The organism is Alicyclobacillus sp. SO9 (genome assembly GCF_016406125.1).
In the GTDB taxonomy this organism is placed as follows: domain Bacteria; phylum Bacillota; class Bacilli; order Alicyclobacillales; family Alicyclobacillaceae; genus SO9.
In genome coordinates, this window is sequence record NZ_CP066339.1 from 1,594,828 (window position 1) to 1,610,565 (window position 15,738).

Annotated in this window: 13 protein-coding genes; 6 read left to right on the forward strand and 7 right to left on the reverse strand. The window is 49.2% G+C overall.

The window, feature by feature from the left end; translation table 11 throughout:
- The first annotated feature begins 179 nt into the window (after nucleotides 1-179).
- Nucleotides 180-2,165, forward strand: a complete 1,986-nt coding sequence (tkt, locus tag GI364_RS07165) for a transketolase (RefSeq protein ID WP_198852951.1) — start codon at nucleotides 180-182, stop codon at nucleotides 2,163-2,165.
- A gap of 168 nt (nucleotides 2,166-2,333) precedes the next feature.
- Here tkt and GI364_RS07170 read toward each other — a convergent pair whose 3' ends face one another.
- From GI364_RS07170 to GI364_RS07180, 3 genes are all read right to left on the reverse strand, one after another.
- Nucleotides 2,334-3,170: an SDR family oxidoreductase gene (locus tag GI364_RS07170; RefSeq protein ID WP_198852952.1), complete on the reverse strand. Its 837-nt coding sequence runs from the start codon at nucleotides 3,168-3,170 to the stop codon at nucleotides 2,334-2,336.
- Nucleotides 3,171-3,273: 103 nt separating this feature from the next.
- Nucleotides 3,274-3,882, reverse strand: a complete 609-nt coding sequence (locus tag GI364_RS07175; RefSeq protein ID WP_198852953.1) for a TetR/AcrR family transcriptional regulator — start codon at nucleotides 3,880-3,882, stop codon at nucleotides 3,274-3,276.
- 116 nt (nucleotides 3,883-3,998) lie between these two features.
- A complete protein-coding gene (locus GI364_RS07180; RefSeq protein ID WP_198852954.1) occupies nucleotides 3,999-4,898 on the reverse strand; it encodes a LysR family transcriptional regulator in 900 nt (299 codons plus the stop codon).
- Nucleotides 4,899-5,504: 606 nt separating this feature from the next.
- Between GI364_RS07180 and GI364_RS07185 the strand changes: the two genes are divergently transcribed.
- Nucleotides 5,505-6,533, forward strand: a complete 1,029-nt coding sequence (locus tag GI364_RS07185; RefSeq protein ID WP_198852955.1) for a ThiF family adenylyltransferase — start codon at nucleotides 5,505-5,507, stop codon at nucleotides 6,531-6,533.
- Between the two features lie 66 nt (nucleotides 6,534-6,599).
- On the opposite strand, the gene mnmA is transcribed toward GI364_RS07185, so the two are convergent.
- Nucleotides 6,600-7,757: a tRNA 2-thiouridine(34) synthase MnmA gene (mnmA, locus tag GI364_RS07190; RefSeq protein WP_198852956.1), complete on the reverse strand. Its 1,158-nt coding sequence runs from the start codon at nucleotides 7,755-7,757 to the stop codon at nucleotides 6,600-6,602.
- A 390-nt stretch (nucleotides 7,758-8,147) separates the two neighbouring features.
- Between mnmA and GI364_RS07195 the strand changes: the two genes are divergently transcribed.
- A complete protein-coding gene (locus tag GI364_RS07195; RefSeq protein WP_198852957.1) occupies nucleotides 8,148-9,065 on the forward strand; it encodes a hypothetical protein in 918 nt (305 codons plus the stop codon).
- 26 nt (nucleotides 9,066-9,091) lie between these two features.
- On the opposite strand, the gene GI364_RS07200 is transcribed toward GI364_RS07195, so the two are convergent.
- Nucleotides 9,092-9,733 carry an HAD family hydrolase gene (locus GI364_RS07200; protein WP_198852958.1) on the reverse strand — a complete coding sequence of 214 codons (642 nt, stop codon included), beginning with the start codon at nucleotides 9,731-9,733 and terminating at the stop codon, nucleotides 9,092-9,094.
- A gap of 204 nt (nucleotides 9,734-9,937) precedes the next feature.
- On the opposite strand from GI364_RS07200, the gene gnd reads away from it, so the two are divergent.
- On the forward strand, nucleotides 9,938-10,837 hold the full coding sequence (gene gnd / locus GI364_RS07205) for a phosphogluconate dehydrogenase (NAD(+)-dependent, decarboxylating) (protein ID WP_198852959.1): 900 nt from the start codon (nucleotides 9,938-9,940) through the stop codon (nucleotides 10,835-10,837).
- Between the two features lie 86 nt (nucleotides 10,838-10,923).
- On the opposite strand, the gene GI364_RS07210 is transcribed toward gnd, so the two are convergent.
- Nucleotides 10,924-11,553 (reverse strand): cyclase family protein, encoded by a 630-nt coding sequence (locus GI364_RS07210; protein WP_198852960.1) that lies wholly within the window; start codon nucleotides 11,551-11,553, stop codon nucleotides 10,924-10,926.
- An 87-nt stretch (nucleotides 11,554-11,640) separates the two neighbouring features.
- The gene (gene zwf, locus GI364_RS07215) at nucleotides 11,641-13,215 is read right to left on the reverse strand and encodes a glucose-6-phosphate dehydrogenase (RefSeq protein WP_198852961.1); all 1,575 of its coding nucleotides are present in this window, start codon (nucleotides 13,213-13,215) and stop codon (nucleotides 11,641-11,643) included.
- 255 nt (nucleotides 13,216-13,470) lie between these two features.
- Here zwf and GI364_RS07220 point away from each other — a divergent pair, with 255 nt between their 5' ends.
- Both GI364_RS07220 and GI364_RS07225 read left to right on the forward strand, forming a co-directional pair.
- The gene (locus GI364_RS07220) at nucleotides 13,471-14,298 is read left to right on the forward strand and encodes a sulfurtransferase (protein ID WP_198852962.1); all 828 of its coding nucleotides are present in this window, start codon (nucleotides 13,471-13,473) and stop codon (nucleotides 14,296-14,298) included.
- A 247-nt stretch (nucleotides 14,299-14,545) separates the two neighbouring features.
- Entirely contained in the window at nucleotides 14,546-15,730 is a 1,185-nt protein-coding gene (locus GI364_RS07225) for a phosphodiester glycosidase family protein (RefSeq protein WP_198852963.1), read from the forward strand.
- Nucleotides 15,731-15,738 lie beyond the last annotated feature (8 nt).

Here is a 15,738-nt window from a genome sequence, read left to right on the forward strand (position 1 = left end):
GTTTCCAATATTAAAATCTTACTAACAAAGCATGGATATACCGATACAAAGCGACGAATCCTATGTGTACCACGCCTGTTGAAGTGTTATCATACGTAACAGATAGTGTAATCTAAAAAGGAGAGCAAAGGGCGGAGTTTTCATTCGCCGTTTGCAGAAAGAAGCAAGGGAGTGGAATTATGAGTTTTAGTGAGGTAGACCATCTATCCGTTAATACCATCAGGACCCTTTCCATTGACGCGGTTGAAAAGGCGAACTCTGGACATCCGGGCTTGCCCATGGGTTCTGCACCTATGGCGTATGTTTTGTGGACAAGGTTTTTGAATCAGCATCCAGAGCATTCGAATTGGAGTAACAGAGATCGCTTTGTGTTGTCGGCAGGCCACGGTTCAATGCTGCTGTACAGCCTCTTGCACTTGTTCGGTTATGACCTGTCTCTCGATGATTTGAAACAATTTCGGCAGTGGGGTTCAAAAACACCGGGTCATCCGGAATATGGACATACGCAGGGTGTTGAGGCGACAACAGGACCGTTGGGCCAAGGTATTGCGAATTCCGTAGGAATGGCCATGGCCGAAAAGTTTCTCTCAGCAAAATACAATAAGGACAGTTACTCACTGGTTAATCATTATACATATGCTCTGTGCGGTGACGGCGACTTGATGGAAGGCGTAGCTTCCGAAGCAGTCTCTCTGGCAGGGCATCTACAATTGGGTAAGTTGATTGTGTTGTACGACTCAAACGATATTTCATTGGACGGCCCCACAGACTGGTCCTTTACTGAAGATGTCAAAGCTCGGTTCACAGCTTGTGGTTGGGACGTATTGCGTGTAGAAGACGGCAACGACTTGGATGAGATTGAAGCTGCAATTGTCAAGGCCAAGGAGATGACCGAGAAACCCACGCTGATTGAGGTCAAGACGACGATTGGTTTCGGCGCTCCGAACAAGCAGGGAACCTCTAAGGCACATGGAAGTCCCCTGGGTGAAGAAGAAGCGAAACTGGCGAAAGAAACCTATAAGTGGTCTCACGAATCGTTTTTTGTACCTGATGAAGTCCAGAAGAACTTTGCTGAAATAAGAGACAGAAATCTTGAGACAGTGAAGGCGTGGGACAATGCATTTGAGGCCTATGGAAAAGAATATCCTGAGGAAGCTCAGGAGTTTGTGGATGCACTGCACGGCAGAGTAAATGTCAATTGGGCTGAAGAGTTGCCCGTCTTTACGGATAAGACAGCTACGCGCGATGCGTTCGGGAAGGTCATCAACGCCGTTGCACCATCCTTGCCAACGTTGTTGGGAGGGTCTGCTGACTTATCGGGATCGAACAAAACCTTGATTGCAGATGCGGAGCACTTTGGTCCAGAGAACTATGCAGGAGCCAATGTGTTCTACGGTGTGCGCGAGCACGCCATGGGAGCAGCCATGAATGGAATTTGTCTGCACGGCGGTGTCATACCGTACGCAGGTACGTTCCTCGTGTTCTCAGACTACCTGCGACCGTCAATTCGACTCGCAGCACTGATGAAACAGCCGGCTTTGTATGTATTCACACATGATTCCATTGCAGTAGGCGAAGACGGTCCCACACACGAACCGGTTGAGCAGGTCGCTGGGTTAAGGTCGATTCCGGGGTTGTTGGTTTTCCGACCGGCAGATGGCACAGAGACAGCGCAGGCGGTGCGTTATGCGCTTGAACACAGAGACCGGCCTGTTGCTTTGGCTTTAACACGACAAAAATTGCCTTCATTGCAAGAAGTGGCCAATCATGAAGGCGACTTTGGCAAAGGTGCATATGTGCTGTATGAATCGGGATCTGGAGACCCTTTGGTGTTGTTGGCGAGCGGTTCAGAAGTGAACCTCGTGTTGGATGCAGCTAAAAAGCTGGCAGAACAGGGTCAAGCAGTGCGCGTCGTAAACGTCACCTCTATGGAACTGTTTGATGAGCAAGATAAGTCATATCGGGAACAGGTTCTTCCACCTGCGATGACACGCAGACTAGCAGTGGAGATGGCGCACCCCATGCCGTGGTACAAATATGTGGGTCTTAATGGACGCGTACTCGGGATTGACAGATTCGGTGCGTCTGCGCCTGGAGATACGGTGGTTGCGAACTACGGCTTTACCGTCGAAAACGTCTTGAAAATTGCTGCTGAAATACAGTAGGGACGTCACCAGTAGGGAAGCCTAGGGCTGAAGACGGCGACATCAAAATCAATGCCATTCGGTTGTGGTACAGTGCAGGGAGCCCCGTGCTGTACCACACGTGCTTTTCGCATGTACCAAGCATTCATTCATCTTGAACCATTGGTCTCAACACAACTGCCAAGGTGATTAGCGGCCCAAGACGTATTTCTTAAGGAGTTTATCAACAGCTTTTGTTGGCAAAAGGGTTGTTGCAACGGGCATCAATTTTGAATCATAGGTCGCAGCGTACCGTGCCTTGGGATGCTCAGACTGCACAATGTCGCGGATGGTCTTAGCGATGACCAAAGGTTTTGCTCCGCCATCTGCCATTCGGTCGTTTTGGAATTTCGTGTAGCTGTGTTTGTACGGCGATGCCTCCACAGCCCAGTCTTCAATCGATGTGGATACGGTAGAACCAAAATTTGTCTCCACACTCCCCGGTGCCACCACTGATACTGTCACGCCAGCGTCAGCCAATTCAACGCGCATGGCGTCTGAGATGGCTTCTACGGCATGTTTGCTGGCCGTATAAGCACCCATGAGTGGAATGGATACTTTTCCGAGTACGGAGGAGATGTTGATAATTTTCCCTCTCTGGCGTTGCCGCATGAGCGGAAGCAGTGCTTGACTAACGGCAACAAGTCCAAACACGTTCGTTTCGAATTGCTTACGCAAGCGATTTAAGGGTAATTCTTCGATTGCACCTGCTTCTGCGTAGCCGGCGTTGTTAACAAGAACATCCACACCATAGCCGTTTGTGAGTGCCAGTACTTCGTTTTTCATATTGGAGATGGACTCTGAATCTGAAACGTCCAGCTTCACGCGGCGGATTGTGACGTTTGCCTTGTCTGCAGCTTGTTCAACTCGGCGTAGTTTCTCTTCTGTCCGGCCGGTCGCTATCACTTGATGCCCTTCCACAGCAAGCAGTGTTGCAGCAGCCAGTCCAATGCCGCTTGTTGCACCAGTAACAAGTATTTTTTGCATGATTATTCCTCCAATTTAACGTCACTCACAGACAGAAACGCTGTGGGTCGTGAGGACGTACCTTGTATCCCTTACCTGAGACATCAAACATCTGTGCCACACCCTAAAGGGTACTGCCAGGCACATGGGGTTCTAGATGCTTACGCATACCTGCCAATACAAATTCAATCGCATGCGCTTCAAATGCATCTCTTTGGTTCTTTGCAATTTGACCGACGGCGTAGTAGGACATATCACCAATGAGTGAAATAAGCATGGTCACAGTCCACTCCAGGTTTGGAATTTTTGCGCCGTGTCGATGTTCCAGTGCTTCCACCAACCGTCCGCCCATTTCTTTAAACATAATCTCCTGTTTACGCTGCATAAATTCCTGTCCGCCGCCTGAATAGAATACGGCGCCCAGGGCTGGGTCATCTTGAAACATGTCAAACACCGCATGAATGACCTCAATCGTGCACGTCTCAAAGGAAATTTCCATGTTTGATAAAATCGGATCGATGCGCGCCCAGGTTTTTTGAACTGCATCTTCAAACAAACCGGTCAAGAGCGCTTCTAAAGAATCAAAGTGCAGATAAAACGTGCCTCTCGCGACGTTGCTTCTCTTAATGACGTCAGCAATGGTGACATTGTCATAACCGTCTTCTTGAAAGATGTGTTTAGCTGTATCGAGAATATGTTGATGTCGCTCTTCCTTTGTCATCAGTTCACGCACAAAAGTGTGCCCCCTTGTCCCAAAATCGTTCATAGAAAGTGTAATTGTACGACACACAAGGAGCAAGTTGAGGCCGCACCCGATTTTAAGTCTCCGGATAATACAAAGCAGACAGATTAATGAAAACCAGAGGACTGAAGCTGTGAATAGAATTCTGTTGCAACCCGCAAAAACTGTTGAATAAGGGGTTGAGTTTCAATGGCTTTTGGGAAAGCCAAGTATGTTGGGCGTGACCAGATGGAACTGTGGGCGGCGTGCACGGACAGTACCTTATAGCCTTTGGCCTCTGCATCAAACAGAGTGCGCCTCGGAAGCAGGGACACACCCAGGCCGTGGCTGACCATGGCCTTTACTCCGTCAAACGAGTCCAGTTCCATAATGACATTCGGATACACTTGGGACTTTGCCAGTAGTGTCATGATGCGCTGTCGGAATGGAGACGTGGGTCTGCCAAACGCAATAAAGGGTTCCGATTGAATTTGATTGATGTCATTGAAACTGTACGCCAGGTAATGAGTTTCGGGTACAATGACGTCAATTGCATCGGGCGCAAATTCTACCAAGCGAATGTTCGGGTGGTATATGGGTTCACCCAGAAAGCAGAAATCTACTTGCTGTGCAAGGAGTGCATCCCGCATTTCGTCATACAGTCCCATTCGTACCTGAAGATGGACAGTAGAGTGCTTCAGCATTCGGTGCAGACACTCTGGTACATCTGTCGAGACAAAGGCTCTGCCGGACATCACGCGCAGTAAGGGCGTTTCTTCAAGCCTGGGGCTTTGCATTTGTTTCTCAATTTGTTCAATTTGCTCCGCCAGTGATACAAACCGTGTCCCCCTCGGTGTCAGTTGTACACCGTTTTGCGTACGTTCAAACAAGCTGTAGCCAAGGTTGCGTTCAAGTCTTTGTAAACGTGTAGTCACTGTGGATTGAGACATAAACAACTGCTCTGCTGTCTTTGAAATGGAGCCGATTCGAGCAATTGCGAGAAAGAGTGAGATATCCTTTGTTTCCATCCGTCACCGTCCTTCGAGCACAGACTCAACACATCGGTTATTGCCTACTCCATATTATAATCATTCATCCTTATGTCATAAATAAATTGAAATAATCTGAAATTTATATTGAATTATGGGCTTGGTTCATACTACAATGATATCCAAGCAGAGAGGAGTGGTAGAAATGGAAGAACGTCATGACCTTCAGAATTGTGGCATTTGCGGTAGTGAACTTCAGGAGGACAAGAGTCGAAACATGTGCAAACAGTGTGAAGATGCCTGGGAGCGGGAGGTGGAATGTGACTGGTAGTAAAAACAGGCGAATTCCAATCCGGAATTCGGCAGAACTGTACCTGATGAGGCGCCCTCGAAGATGACACTGAGGACGCCTCTTTTGTGCGATTTTTACTGCCGCTAGCAATACAACTGCTCCAGCGACAGCTTCAAGCGAGCTGAATGGCACCAGTCGAGGATTGAGAACATACGCTGCCGTCAGTCGCGCCATCGTTCGTCATTCCTACTGTATCTGGACTCTGTGTCCGTGAAGCTTCATAATTGACGGAAGTAATTTTAATGAGACTCTGCGTGAGTCAACACCGCTTCAGAGACAGGGGATGTACGGTCATGGCTTCGTCGCTGACAGAACGTTACTCTAGGCAAGTATTATTTCGTCCAATTGGATTACTTGGACAGGAGAATTTGTCTCGTTCCAGAGTTGCTATTGTCGGATTGGGGGCACTGGGAACCGTTTCTGCCGGCGAATTGGCCCGTGCAGGTGTTGGGTACCTAAAATTGATTGACAGAGACATCATTGAAGCCTCCAATTTGCAGAGGCAATCTCTTTACGATGAGGAGGATGCGAGGAAAGGTCTTGCCAAGGCAGCCGCAGCCGCGGACAAGCTTCGTCTCGCTAACAGTGACATCGAAATCGAAGTGGTAGTCACAGACCTTACCTGGCGTAATGCGGAAGAATTGTTGTCTGATGTGGATGTCATTGTGGATGGTACAGACAACTTTGAAGTTCGGTATCTGATTAACGAGGTGTCGGTCAAACACAGCATTCCATGGAGCTATGGAGGCGCCGTCAGCAGCTATGGTACCACTGCTTTTTTCCGTCCTGACGAAACTCCGTGTCTCGTCTGTTTGTTTGGACCACATCAAGGCGGAGGGCATGATACCTGCGATACCGTTGGAGTAATTGCCCCAATTGTTGCGACCATTGCTTCACTGCAAACTGCGGAAGTGCTGAAATACTTAAGCGGGAACCATGAAGCGTTGGCTAAGGTGATTACGACGATTGACCTTTGGAGAAACGATTTTCGACAGGTTCATCTCGGTGCGAAAAAGGAGAGCTGTCCTTGCTGCGGACAGCATGAGTATCCGATGCTGACGCCAAAGGCAGACGCACTGACGGTGTCTCTGTGCGGACGCAGAACCATTCAAGTTCGTTCTCTCCATGCCCCTCAAGAGACCTTGCACCAGGTGGCACAGCGTCTGCAGCGAGTCGGGGAAGTTCGCCAAAATCCGAATTTGCTGAGATGTGATTTGGGAGAGGTTCAAATTACGCTGTTTGCGGACGGCCGTGCACTGTTCCATGGTGTCGACGATCCGCAAACAGCTCGCAACCTGTATGCATCCTACATTGGAAACTAGTCTTCAGGGAGTTACCGTGAACAAATGCTGAAACTCGGCGTATCAATGGATATCTAAAGCCATTTGTTAACGATTCGAGATTGCAGTCGCTGCAATTTCTGTCTTATCTGCTATGGACTGCTGGATAATGCCGCCCCCCATACATTCGTCACCGCTGTAAAATACGACGGACTGCCCAGGTGTGATGGCTCGTTGCGGTTCGTCAAATGTGACGAGCCAGCGGTTGTCCTGGACCGATAGCTGTCTTACGGTAACGCCTTGATCGGCCTGGCGGTAGCGAAATTTTGCAGTGCAGCGAAACTCTCCTGCAGAATTGTTTTCCGCTATGAAATTCACATCCTCGGCAATGAGCGCTTGTGAATACAGCTTTGGGTGATTGTGTCCTTGTGCTACATAGAGAACATTATTTTTCATGTCCTTATCGACTACGAACCAGGGTTCTCCGGTACCAGAGCCTCCGATACCGAGGCCCTTGCGCTGACCGAGGGTATAGTACATGAGACCTTGATGAAGGCCTTTTACGTCTCCTGTCAGCGTCCGTATCTCTCCTGGCTGAGCAGGGAGATACTGACTCAAAAACTGACGGAAATTCCGCTCTCCAATGAAACAAATTCCGGTGCTGTCCTTTTTGGCCGCAGTTGCGAGACCAGCTCTTTCTGCAATGGCACGCACTTCTTTCTTCGGCAAGTGGCCAATAGGAAACATCGCACGGCTGAGGGCTTTCTGCCCGAGCATGTGCAGGAAGTAGGTTTGGTCCTTGCCAGGGTCTGCACCTCGAAGCAGACGGTATGTGCCTTGGTCGTTGACGACCTGTGCATAATGCCCAGTTGCAAGATAATCTGCGCCAAGCTGCATGGCTTTGTCCAGCAGTTCCTTGAACTTAATTTCCCGGTTACACAGGACATCCGGATTTGGGGTTCGTCCTTTTTTGTATTCTTCAAGAAAGTAGGAAAACACCTTTTCCTCGTACTCCTGTTCAAAGTTCACACTGTAGTAGGGAATGCCGATTTGCGTACAAACCCGCTCCACGTCTTCAAAGTCCTCGGCGGCCGTACAGACTCCCGACTCATCGGTCTCATCCCAGTTTTTCATGAAGACCCCGATAACATCATAACCTTGTTCCTTAAGCAACAGTGCTGACACAGAAGAATCCACGCCGCCGGACATTCCGACGACAATTCTCGTTTTATGCTCTGTTTTATGCTCTAATGATGTGCTGCTCATAACATCCACCTGCGATATCATGGGCAAAAGGTGCATACGGTACGTCAATTGCACCTCTTTACCCTCGAGTTTTTGACAATACTACTAGTCTGTACCGCAGCGGTGCGTTCGTCAAGTCAGCACCTGTTCTAAACCGTGCTATTCTCGTGTGAGGTGCATTAACTTGTGTAACAATGAAATTAGCTCCGCCCGCCAATCGATTAGTGGACAGGCCCCCATTAAGCTGGCTTCCGGTGGACAGACTCCATAAGGATTCCTGCCGACAGGTGTCAAATGGGGAAGGGATTTCTCGGGAAATAGAGAAATAGGTTGATGCTGTGGGAATGCACTGTGAATACTGTAAATGCATTTGAAATACTTTGACACGGGTTTTCTTGAGGAGGAAATACATTGTTTGAACTAGACCGCGACGCAATTTTGTCCCATCCCAGACTACGCTTTTTATCAGATGTTGTTCCTGTGGATGAACACTTAAATAACATAGAACACTTTGTCAATGCCTGCTATGTTGAAGATGGGTGGAAAGTAGCGCAACATCGTCGAGTGATTGCACTGCGAGCAACCGACCAGAATCGGCTGTCCAGCGCATTCAAGGCTAGTTTGTATTTGGGAAAGTACAAGGATATGGCTAACACGGACAGGTTTTTGAGAAGCATGGTGTCGGCCGGACATTCTTATGAGCCAATCCGCGGCGAAAGCGTCTTGTTCTTGTTCATTGGCATTGGTAAACCTGTTTACGACCATTTGGTGACCTACACCGTAGGTCGTCCCACACGGATTGCAGGGGGGCAGCGAGCCAATGTCCCGTGGGGGTTTGAGTTGCCCGTAGAAGCGAAAAACCCTGAGGAATACAAGGAAGAATTAGAACGGATTCGTGACGTTATCCGGCTTGCCAAGCAGGAAAAATCAGAGCAGATGCAAGCTGCCCGGGCGAAGCTTCCTGTTGGCTATGTCATGCCGCCGTTTTTGATGGAATTCTCTGAGGAAGCCCTGATTAAAAATGTGTTTCGGCAACGGCTGTTTGAACGCGGTGCGCAGGGAGCAACCGTAGAAATTACGGCCGATATGCTGGAGGCATGTCTTCAGATCGATCGCGAAAAATGGGAGTTTCTCATGGATTATCACGGACCACATATTGCACAGTGGCAGAAATCCATGAGAACTCTACGGAAGGAAGAATATACCTTCGCGAACTTGATGGAGCAATTTGGTATCAGTGCCGAAGAGGCTGAACAGACCAGTTTATACGAACTGCTGCTGCGTACGGTAGGAAAGTTGCCTCCATCCATGTGGGATAAACGCAACTAGACTGAATACACAACTCATCCCCATTCTCACTGCTGTAAACGAGCTACTGCTTCTAACAGTTCGGATGGATGGCGGATGACTGACGCAGCGCCGGCCAACTCCTCTTGCGTTCCGAAACCGAAGCGGCAGCCGATAGTAGGTATACCGAATTCGTCCGCCGCTTCAATGTCGGTGTGTCGGTCGCCGACCATAACCGCATTCTGCTTTGCGAATCTGGTGAAATGCTGCCGCAGAATATCCGCTTTTTTCGTGCCGGCTACAGACTCCAAGCACAGAGGGGCTGTGACATATCGGCGTAAATCAAAGGTGTCCAGAACAGAGTTTAAATAATCCAGGCCGCAGTTGCTGGCGATGGTCAGTGTATGACCTTGTGCGAACAACTCATCGAGGACTTCTCTTACGCCTGGGATAAGAATGTCGTGTGATCCAAATCTTTTTTGGACGATTTCTTCATAGAGAGCAAAAGCTTCTTCCCGTTCTTCCTGTGACGCACTAGGTAACAGCATCTCCCAAATTACTGTGTCTGGGTTGCCAAAGGTCTTGCGCAGGGTTTCGTCATCAGGCTGAGGGTGGTTTGGGAAGTGACGAATGACTTCACGAAATAAGGGAAAGACAATGGCCGCACTGTCCACAAGGGTACCGTCTAGGTCAAAAATTATGGTCATCATGAGCCCTATTATACACCGCTGGGCCGGCTTGTTTGAAGTCTGGTGGCACTGAATACAGAGTCTTAAATGTGATGACATGATAAAATGGGTTTTGAGAATGCTATACATAGAGGCTGTCGCTGAACATGTAGGCTTCAAAGAGTTCCGTTTTAACGGAGCTGGAGAAGCCGATGGCAGCAGAAGCTTTGGAGGGAGAGTAGTTCAGTGAAACTTGGTTTATTTGGATTGGGAAAAATGGGATATAATCTGGGTTTGAATTTTCTCGACAGGGGTCATGAAGTCATAGGCTACGATGTCAGTGATGAAGCGAAAGAACGGTTTGCAGTTGACGGCGGTAAAACGGCTGCAAGCGTTGAGGAGTTGGTGAACTCCCTCGACACGCCCAAAATCGTCTGGCTAATGGTTCCTCAGGGTAAAATCATTGACGACATTTTGTCTGACTTAACGCCGCGATTGTCAAAAGGGGATATTATTATCGAGGCCGGCAACTCACACTACAAGGATTCTTTGCGCCGTGCAGAATCATTGAAAGAGCAGGGAATCTACTATTTTGATGTGGGTACATCCGGGGGGATGGAAGGTGCACGCAACGGTGCGTGTTACATGATTGGCGGAGACGCTGAAGTTTTTCAGCGGATTGAACCGCTGTTTCGAGACACTGCTGTTGAAGGCGGTTATCTCAGAACGGGTGTATCAGGCAGCGGACACTACGTCAAAATGGTGCACAACGGCGTTGAATACGGAATGATGGCTGCAATTGGAGAAGGCTTTGAAGTGCTGGAAAAGAGCCAATTTGAGTTGAACTATGAGGATGTGGCTCGGGTCTGGTCCAATGGTTCAGTGATACGTGGTTGGTTGATGGAATTGACACAGGAAGCCTTTAAGAAAGATCCCAAGTTGGAGGACATCAAAGGTGTAATGCATTCATCCGGAGAAGGCAAGTGGACGGTCGAGGAAGCCCTGGATTTGCAGGCTTCGGCACCAGTCATTGCGCTGTCTTTAATGATGCGCTACCGCTCACTTGAGACCGATACGTTTACAGGAAAGGTAGTAGCAGCGTTGCGGAACGAATTTGGCGGGCATGCTGTGGAAAAGTCGCAGTGATGTGAACCGACAAGTAGAGAGAATAATAGGGGGCAGGCCCAGTATTCAGCTTGGCCTGCCCTTCCTATGTCACCCTGAGGTAATGGCTACTTTAGTTCACGCAACACTATACGTGCAGGAGATGCGTCTAGCCCCTCAAGTTTCAGAGGGAGTGCCATCATCTCGTATCTGCCGGGCTCGACCTTGCCTAATTGCAAACCCTCAATAATGACAGCGCCAATTCCGAACAGAGCCTTATGTGTTGTGTGTTCAGGTTGACTGCGTTCGATGCCGAGCGCATCGATTCCCACACCTTTAATTTTCTTTTCGGCAAGGTACTCTGCGGCATCTGCAGCGAGAAACACAAATTCGAAGTCAAATTCTGCGGCAAAGGAGTTTCTTGTTTTCAGCAGAATAAAATCCCCGGCAGTGATTTCGAAAGGCATCAGGTCCTGCGCATGGATTGCTTTCTCGACCTGGGTTAAATCAAGGACAGAGCAGGGTCTTATCAAGTCGGTTAAGGGAATTGTTTCAATTGTGTCTCCGGATGGCATCATGTGCAACGGGGCATCTACGTGTGTTCCCGTATGTACATCAAGGTGAATTCGTGTTTCCCGAACGGAATTCTCTGGGAAATTGGACGTGATTTCAAATTCCGGCTGTTTCTCCGGCTTGTTTTTATAAACTGGCATACCCGGTTGAATTGGCATGGAGATATCGTAAATCTTTGCTGACATGCAATGGCTCCCCCGTTCGTTCTGTATTGACACCCTTCAGGTTTTCCTCGTGTATTCTGGCAACGCTTGGGTTCATTCAGAGCTTATTCAAGGTTGTTTGGTTGACACCGCGGCTTCAAGGGGTTCTTTTTTGGCTTCTGCCGACGGAGCCTCGACATGGAACGGCCACCAGAAAAAGCCGTCTTCCTGCAGCAATTCGTCTGCGCGCTTAGGTCCATAGGAGCCGGCATCGTAAAAGCTGAGTTCCGGGCCGACGTCAGAGTTGAAGGCGCGGGCAATGGGATCGACAAACTTCCAAGCCAGAGACACTTCATCCCACCTCGTGAAGAAAGTGGAATCCCCGACTAAGGCGTCGTGCAGCAACCGCTCATAGGCCTCTGGCGACGATTTGTCTTCTTCTTGGCTGAACTCCATTTTGACCGGTACCACGGTTTCCTCGTTTTGACCTGGGTGTTTGGCGTTTAACAACAAGGAAATGCCCTCTGCAGGACTCACGCGTATGACCAGCAGGTTCGGGTTTAAGTTGCCATTCGGATTAAAGTAGAGATTCTTTGGCATGTCGTGAAATTGGATAACAATCTCTGTGGATTTCCCAGCCAGGCGCTTTCCGGTTCTCAAGTAAAACGGGACGCCGGCCCAGCGGAAGTTGTCGATATACAGGCGCGCGGCCACAAAGGTTTCCGTCTGCGAGTCATCGTCTACATTGTTCTCATCTCGATAACCCGGGACTTGTTCTCCTTTGAGCTTCCCTGCTTGATACTGCCCTCTGACAACATGGTCCTTCACGTCAATCTCGCTGTATCTGCGCAGAGACCTGAGCACCTTCACTTTCTCGTCTCGAATGGCTTCATTTTTGAGCCGGCTGGGCGGCTCCATGGCAATCATCATCACCATTTGTAACATGTGGTTCTGAATCATGTCCCTCAGGGCGCCAGCCTTGTCGTAATACGAAGCTCTGTCTTCAACCCCCACCGTCTCACTGGATGTAATCTGGACATTGGCAATAGCTTGATTGTTCCAGACAGGGCGGAAGATTGAATTGGCAAAACGGATGACTTCAATATTTTGTACCATTTCTTTACCAAGATAGTGGTCAATGCGGTAAATCTCTTCCTCCTCAAATACCTGACGCAGTTCTTTATTTAGCTCCTCAGCACTTTGATAATCCCAACCAAACGGCTTTTCAATAATGAGACGTTTCCAACCTTGGTTCTTGGTAAGATTGCAGCTTTTCAGGTTGGTTGTGACCGTACCAAAAAACTCGGGTGCCATGGCCAGATAAAACATTCGGTTCTGCTCCTCGACACCACGTTCTTTCTCAACCTTGCTGATGTGGTCATCGAGATCGCAAAAGTGATTGGCGTTGTTCACATCCAGCGCGACATAGCTGAAGTGCTGAATGAATTGGTTCCAAGTGTTCTCGTCAGGAACGGGCTGCCTCGAAAATTCCTCAATCGCATCACGCACCTTCTGGCGAAACTCTGCTGTATCCAACTTTCTGCGCGCAACACCAACAACGCTGTATTGACTTGAGAGTGCTCCACCAAGATAGAGGCTGAACAGCGCGGGGAACAACTTTCTTTGTGCAAGGTCGCCGGTGGCCCCAAACAGCACGAAGGTATGTTCAGGGGCTTCTGTAACTTTTTGAGTCGAGTTTGACATTCATCCTTCATCCTTTGTAAAAAGCACCCACGGCGAATACTGTAACGATAACCGCAGATTCCGCTTTGTGATAGTTTGATGACAACTGTTCTAACGTTGTCTATGTTAGGGTTTGAATTGTAGCTTGTCCAATCTCCTGTGGTTCAATGACCCGAAAGTGGTAGACTAAACGCAATCTGGACAAGCCGGGCAATGACATGCTCTGCAGAGGCAAGAGAATTTACATAGACAACGCACTAAGGATGTGGTGAAACGATGTTGACGGACCCAAGACAACTTGATAAGTGGATTCAGGAGAACTCGGTCAGTATATTTGACTGTCGTTTTTCGCTGCTCGACAAAACAAAAGGAAAAGAGCAGTACGGCAAAGCCCATATTCCTGGTGCGCTTTATGTGGACCTGGAAACAGACTTATCGTCGCCGGCTTCACGTGAAGCCGGACGTCATCCGCTGCCGAACCCCATTTCCTTTGCGGCTCGCATGAGTGAGTTGGGCGCAGCAGATGACAACCCGGTGGTCTTTTATGACAATGGGGAAGGGATGGCTGCCCGCGGTTGGTGGTTAATGCGCTATATTGGTCACAAACAGGTTTATCTGCTGGACGGCGGCTTCAAGCGTTGGTCTGAAGAAGGATATGAAGTTACAGACAGGGTTGAGCCCGCGACAGCCGGCCGGTTGACCGTCAGCCTGCAGGAACAGATGATTGCAAACGAGGCAACGGTTGAACGGATTTCTTCGGCCCAAGCCGCAGGAACTCTGGTTGATGCAAGAGCTGGTGTTCGATACAGAGGTGAGGAAGAGCCCATTGATCCAAAGGCGGGTCATATTCCCTTGGCAAGAAACGCGCCGTGGATAGAAGGAATGGATTCCAGCGGCAGGTGGTTGCGGCCAGAGCAGCAACGTCATCGGTTTGAGAAGATTTTAACAGGCGATGCCCCAGTAGTGAACTACTGCGGGTCAGGTGTCACAGCCTGCAACAATGTATTTGCGATGGAGCTTGCCGGTCGCAAAGGAGCTCTCCTGTATCCTGGGAGTTGGAGTCAGTGGTGTAATAAAGCACATCATGCCGTTGCGGTCGATTGACTGTACCATGTGAGGAATCGGGAGAACGAATCAGGAGTGATAACTCGCCTGGCGAAATGTTTCAAACAGAGGTCCTTCCGGTTGCGCTGTGTGAAACGAAGCTTGCATCGTAACCGTCTATAATAAGAGATATAGCAGACTGTTTTCGGATAGCCGACGGCAAAGATTTGACAATCACACCAATGCTGGATAGAGCCGTCTCATATCTTCCGTATTTAGCACTTTTGTAGAGACAGGAGAGAAAGGAATGTCCAAAAGGACGTCAAAAACCCCTTCGACCGGCGGCTTACACGGTCGTAAAGACAGACAAAAAACACGAAATAGACGGTTGCGAAGGATACGGAATACTGTCTTTGGCATTTTTGCCGCTCTGCTTCTGCTCGTTGGAACAGGGTACGGTGTTGGATTTTTAACGCCTTGGGGCAACCGCACCCGTATTGTCTTGGCTGAGACAATTGTATCTACGCGCCACTATTATTTGGCTAAATACATTACAACAAACAAGGAGTACCATACGTTACGGGCTCAGTTGAGCAAGACTGTAAAGGACAGCAGCGTACCTGTCACAGGACAAATTTCTGCCAGTTCACCATCTCCCAAAATCACACCAAGTACACCTGCACAAGCAGGTTCGGTGCAACCTTCCAACGGTACAACGGGTCTCTCTCGTACGCCTGTTAAAAAGGTGAAAAATGTTGAAATTAAGCGCATCTCCGGCAAGGGTTACAACGGCTTTGTCATGCTCGTGCACAACCCTAAGACCATTCGGCTTGTTCACGCACAGATTCTCAACGGAAAGGGCGAATACATTACACATATGGCCAAGCGTATTGGCGCAGTGGCTGGTGTGAATGCCAGTGGTTTTCTCGACCCAAAAGGAAACGGCTGGGGTGCTAAGGCCTACGGCCTCGAGTATGTCGGAGGACAGGTGTTGCACGGTCTGAACAACGGATACGGCATGGTAACAGTCGGTTTCACGAAAGCTGGAAAGATGTTGCTTGGTAAGTACAACTCACAGCAACTCCAGCACTTGGGCATTCAGGATGCGATGCAGTTTATGCCTGAACTGGTTGTTGACGGGAAACCAATGATTACGCACGGTGACGGAGGTTGGGGCTATGGACCGAGGACAGCCGTAGGCCAGACCAAAGACGGTACTGTGATTTTTGTCGTGATAAACGGCCGGTTTCACGGCGGCAGCGGGATGGGGGCGAGTCAGCGCCAAGTGATGAACATCATGTTGCAGTACGGGGCTGTGAATGCGTGCGCCATGGACGGAGGCTCATCAAGTGTGTTGTACAGCAAGGGGAAAATACTCAACTCGCCGTCTACGATTGATCCAAATGGTCAACGTCACCTTCCTGATGCATGGCTTGTGTTTCCAAGCGCCTCGGCTGCGCAGAGCTACCATGTCAATTCATCTTCCAACTAGGCCGAGGA

Bases quoted from the DNA above. Each gene is read 5' to 3' on its own strand.
- tkt (WP_198852951.1), top strand. From the start codon at position 180: ATGAGTTTTAGTGAGGTAGACCATCTATCCGTTAATACCATCAGGACC.
- GI364_RS07200 (WP_198852958.1), bottom strand. From the start codon at position 9,733: ATGATGACCATAATTTTTGACCTAGACGGTACCCTTGTGGACAGTGCG.
- zwf (WP_198852961.1), bottom strand. From the start codon at position 13,215: ATGTCAAACTCGACTCAAAAAGTTACAGAAGCCCCTGAACATACCTTC.
- GI364_RS07185 (WP_198852955.1), top strand. From the start codon at position 5,505: ATGGCTTCGTCGCTGACAGAACGTTACTCTAGGCAAGTATTATTTCGT.
- GI364_RS07220 (WP_198852962.1), top strand. From the start codon at position 13,471: ATGTTGACGGACCCAAGACAACTTGATAAGTGGATTCAGGAGAACTCG.
- GI364_RS07180 (WP_198852954.1), bottom strand. From the start codon at position 4,898: ATGGAAACAAAGGATATCTCACTCTTTCTCGCAATTGCTCGAATCGGC.
- mnmA (WP_198852956.1), bottom strand. From the start codon at position 7,757: ATGAGCAGCACATCATTAGAGCATAAAACAGAGCATAAAACGAGAATT.
- GI364_RS07210 (WP_198852960.1), bottom strand. From the start codon at position 11,553: ATGTCAGCAAAGATTTACGATATCTCCATGCCAATTCAACCGGGTATG.
- GI364_RS07225 (WP_198852963.1), top strand. From the start codon at position 14,546: ATGTCCAAAAGGACGTCAAAAACCCCTTCGACCGGCGGCTTACACGGT.
- GI364_RS07170 (WP_198852952.1), bottom strand. From the start codon at position 3,170: ATGCAAAAAATACTTGTTACTGGTGCAACAAGCGGCATTGGACTGGCT.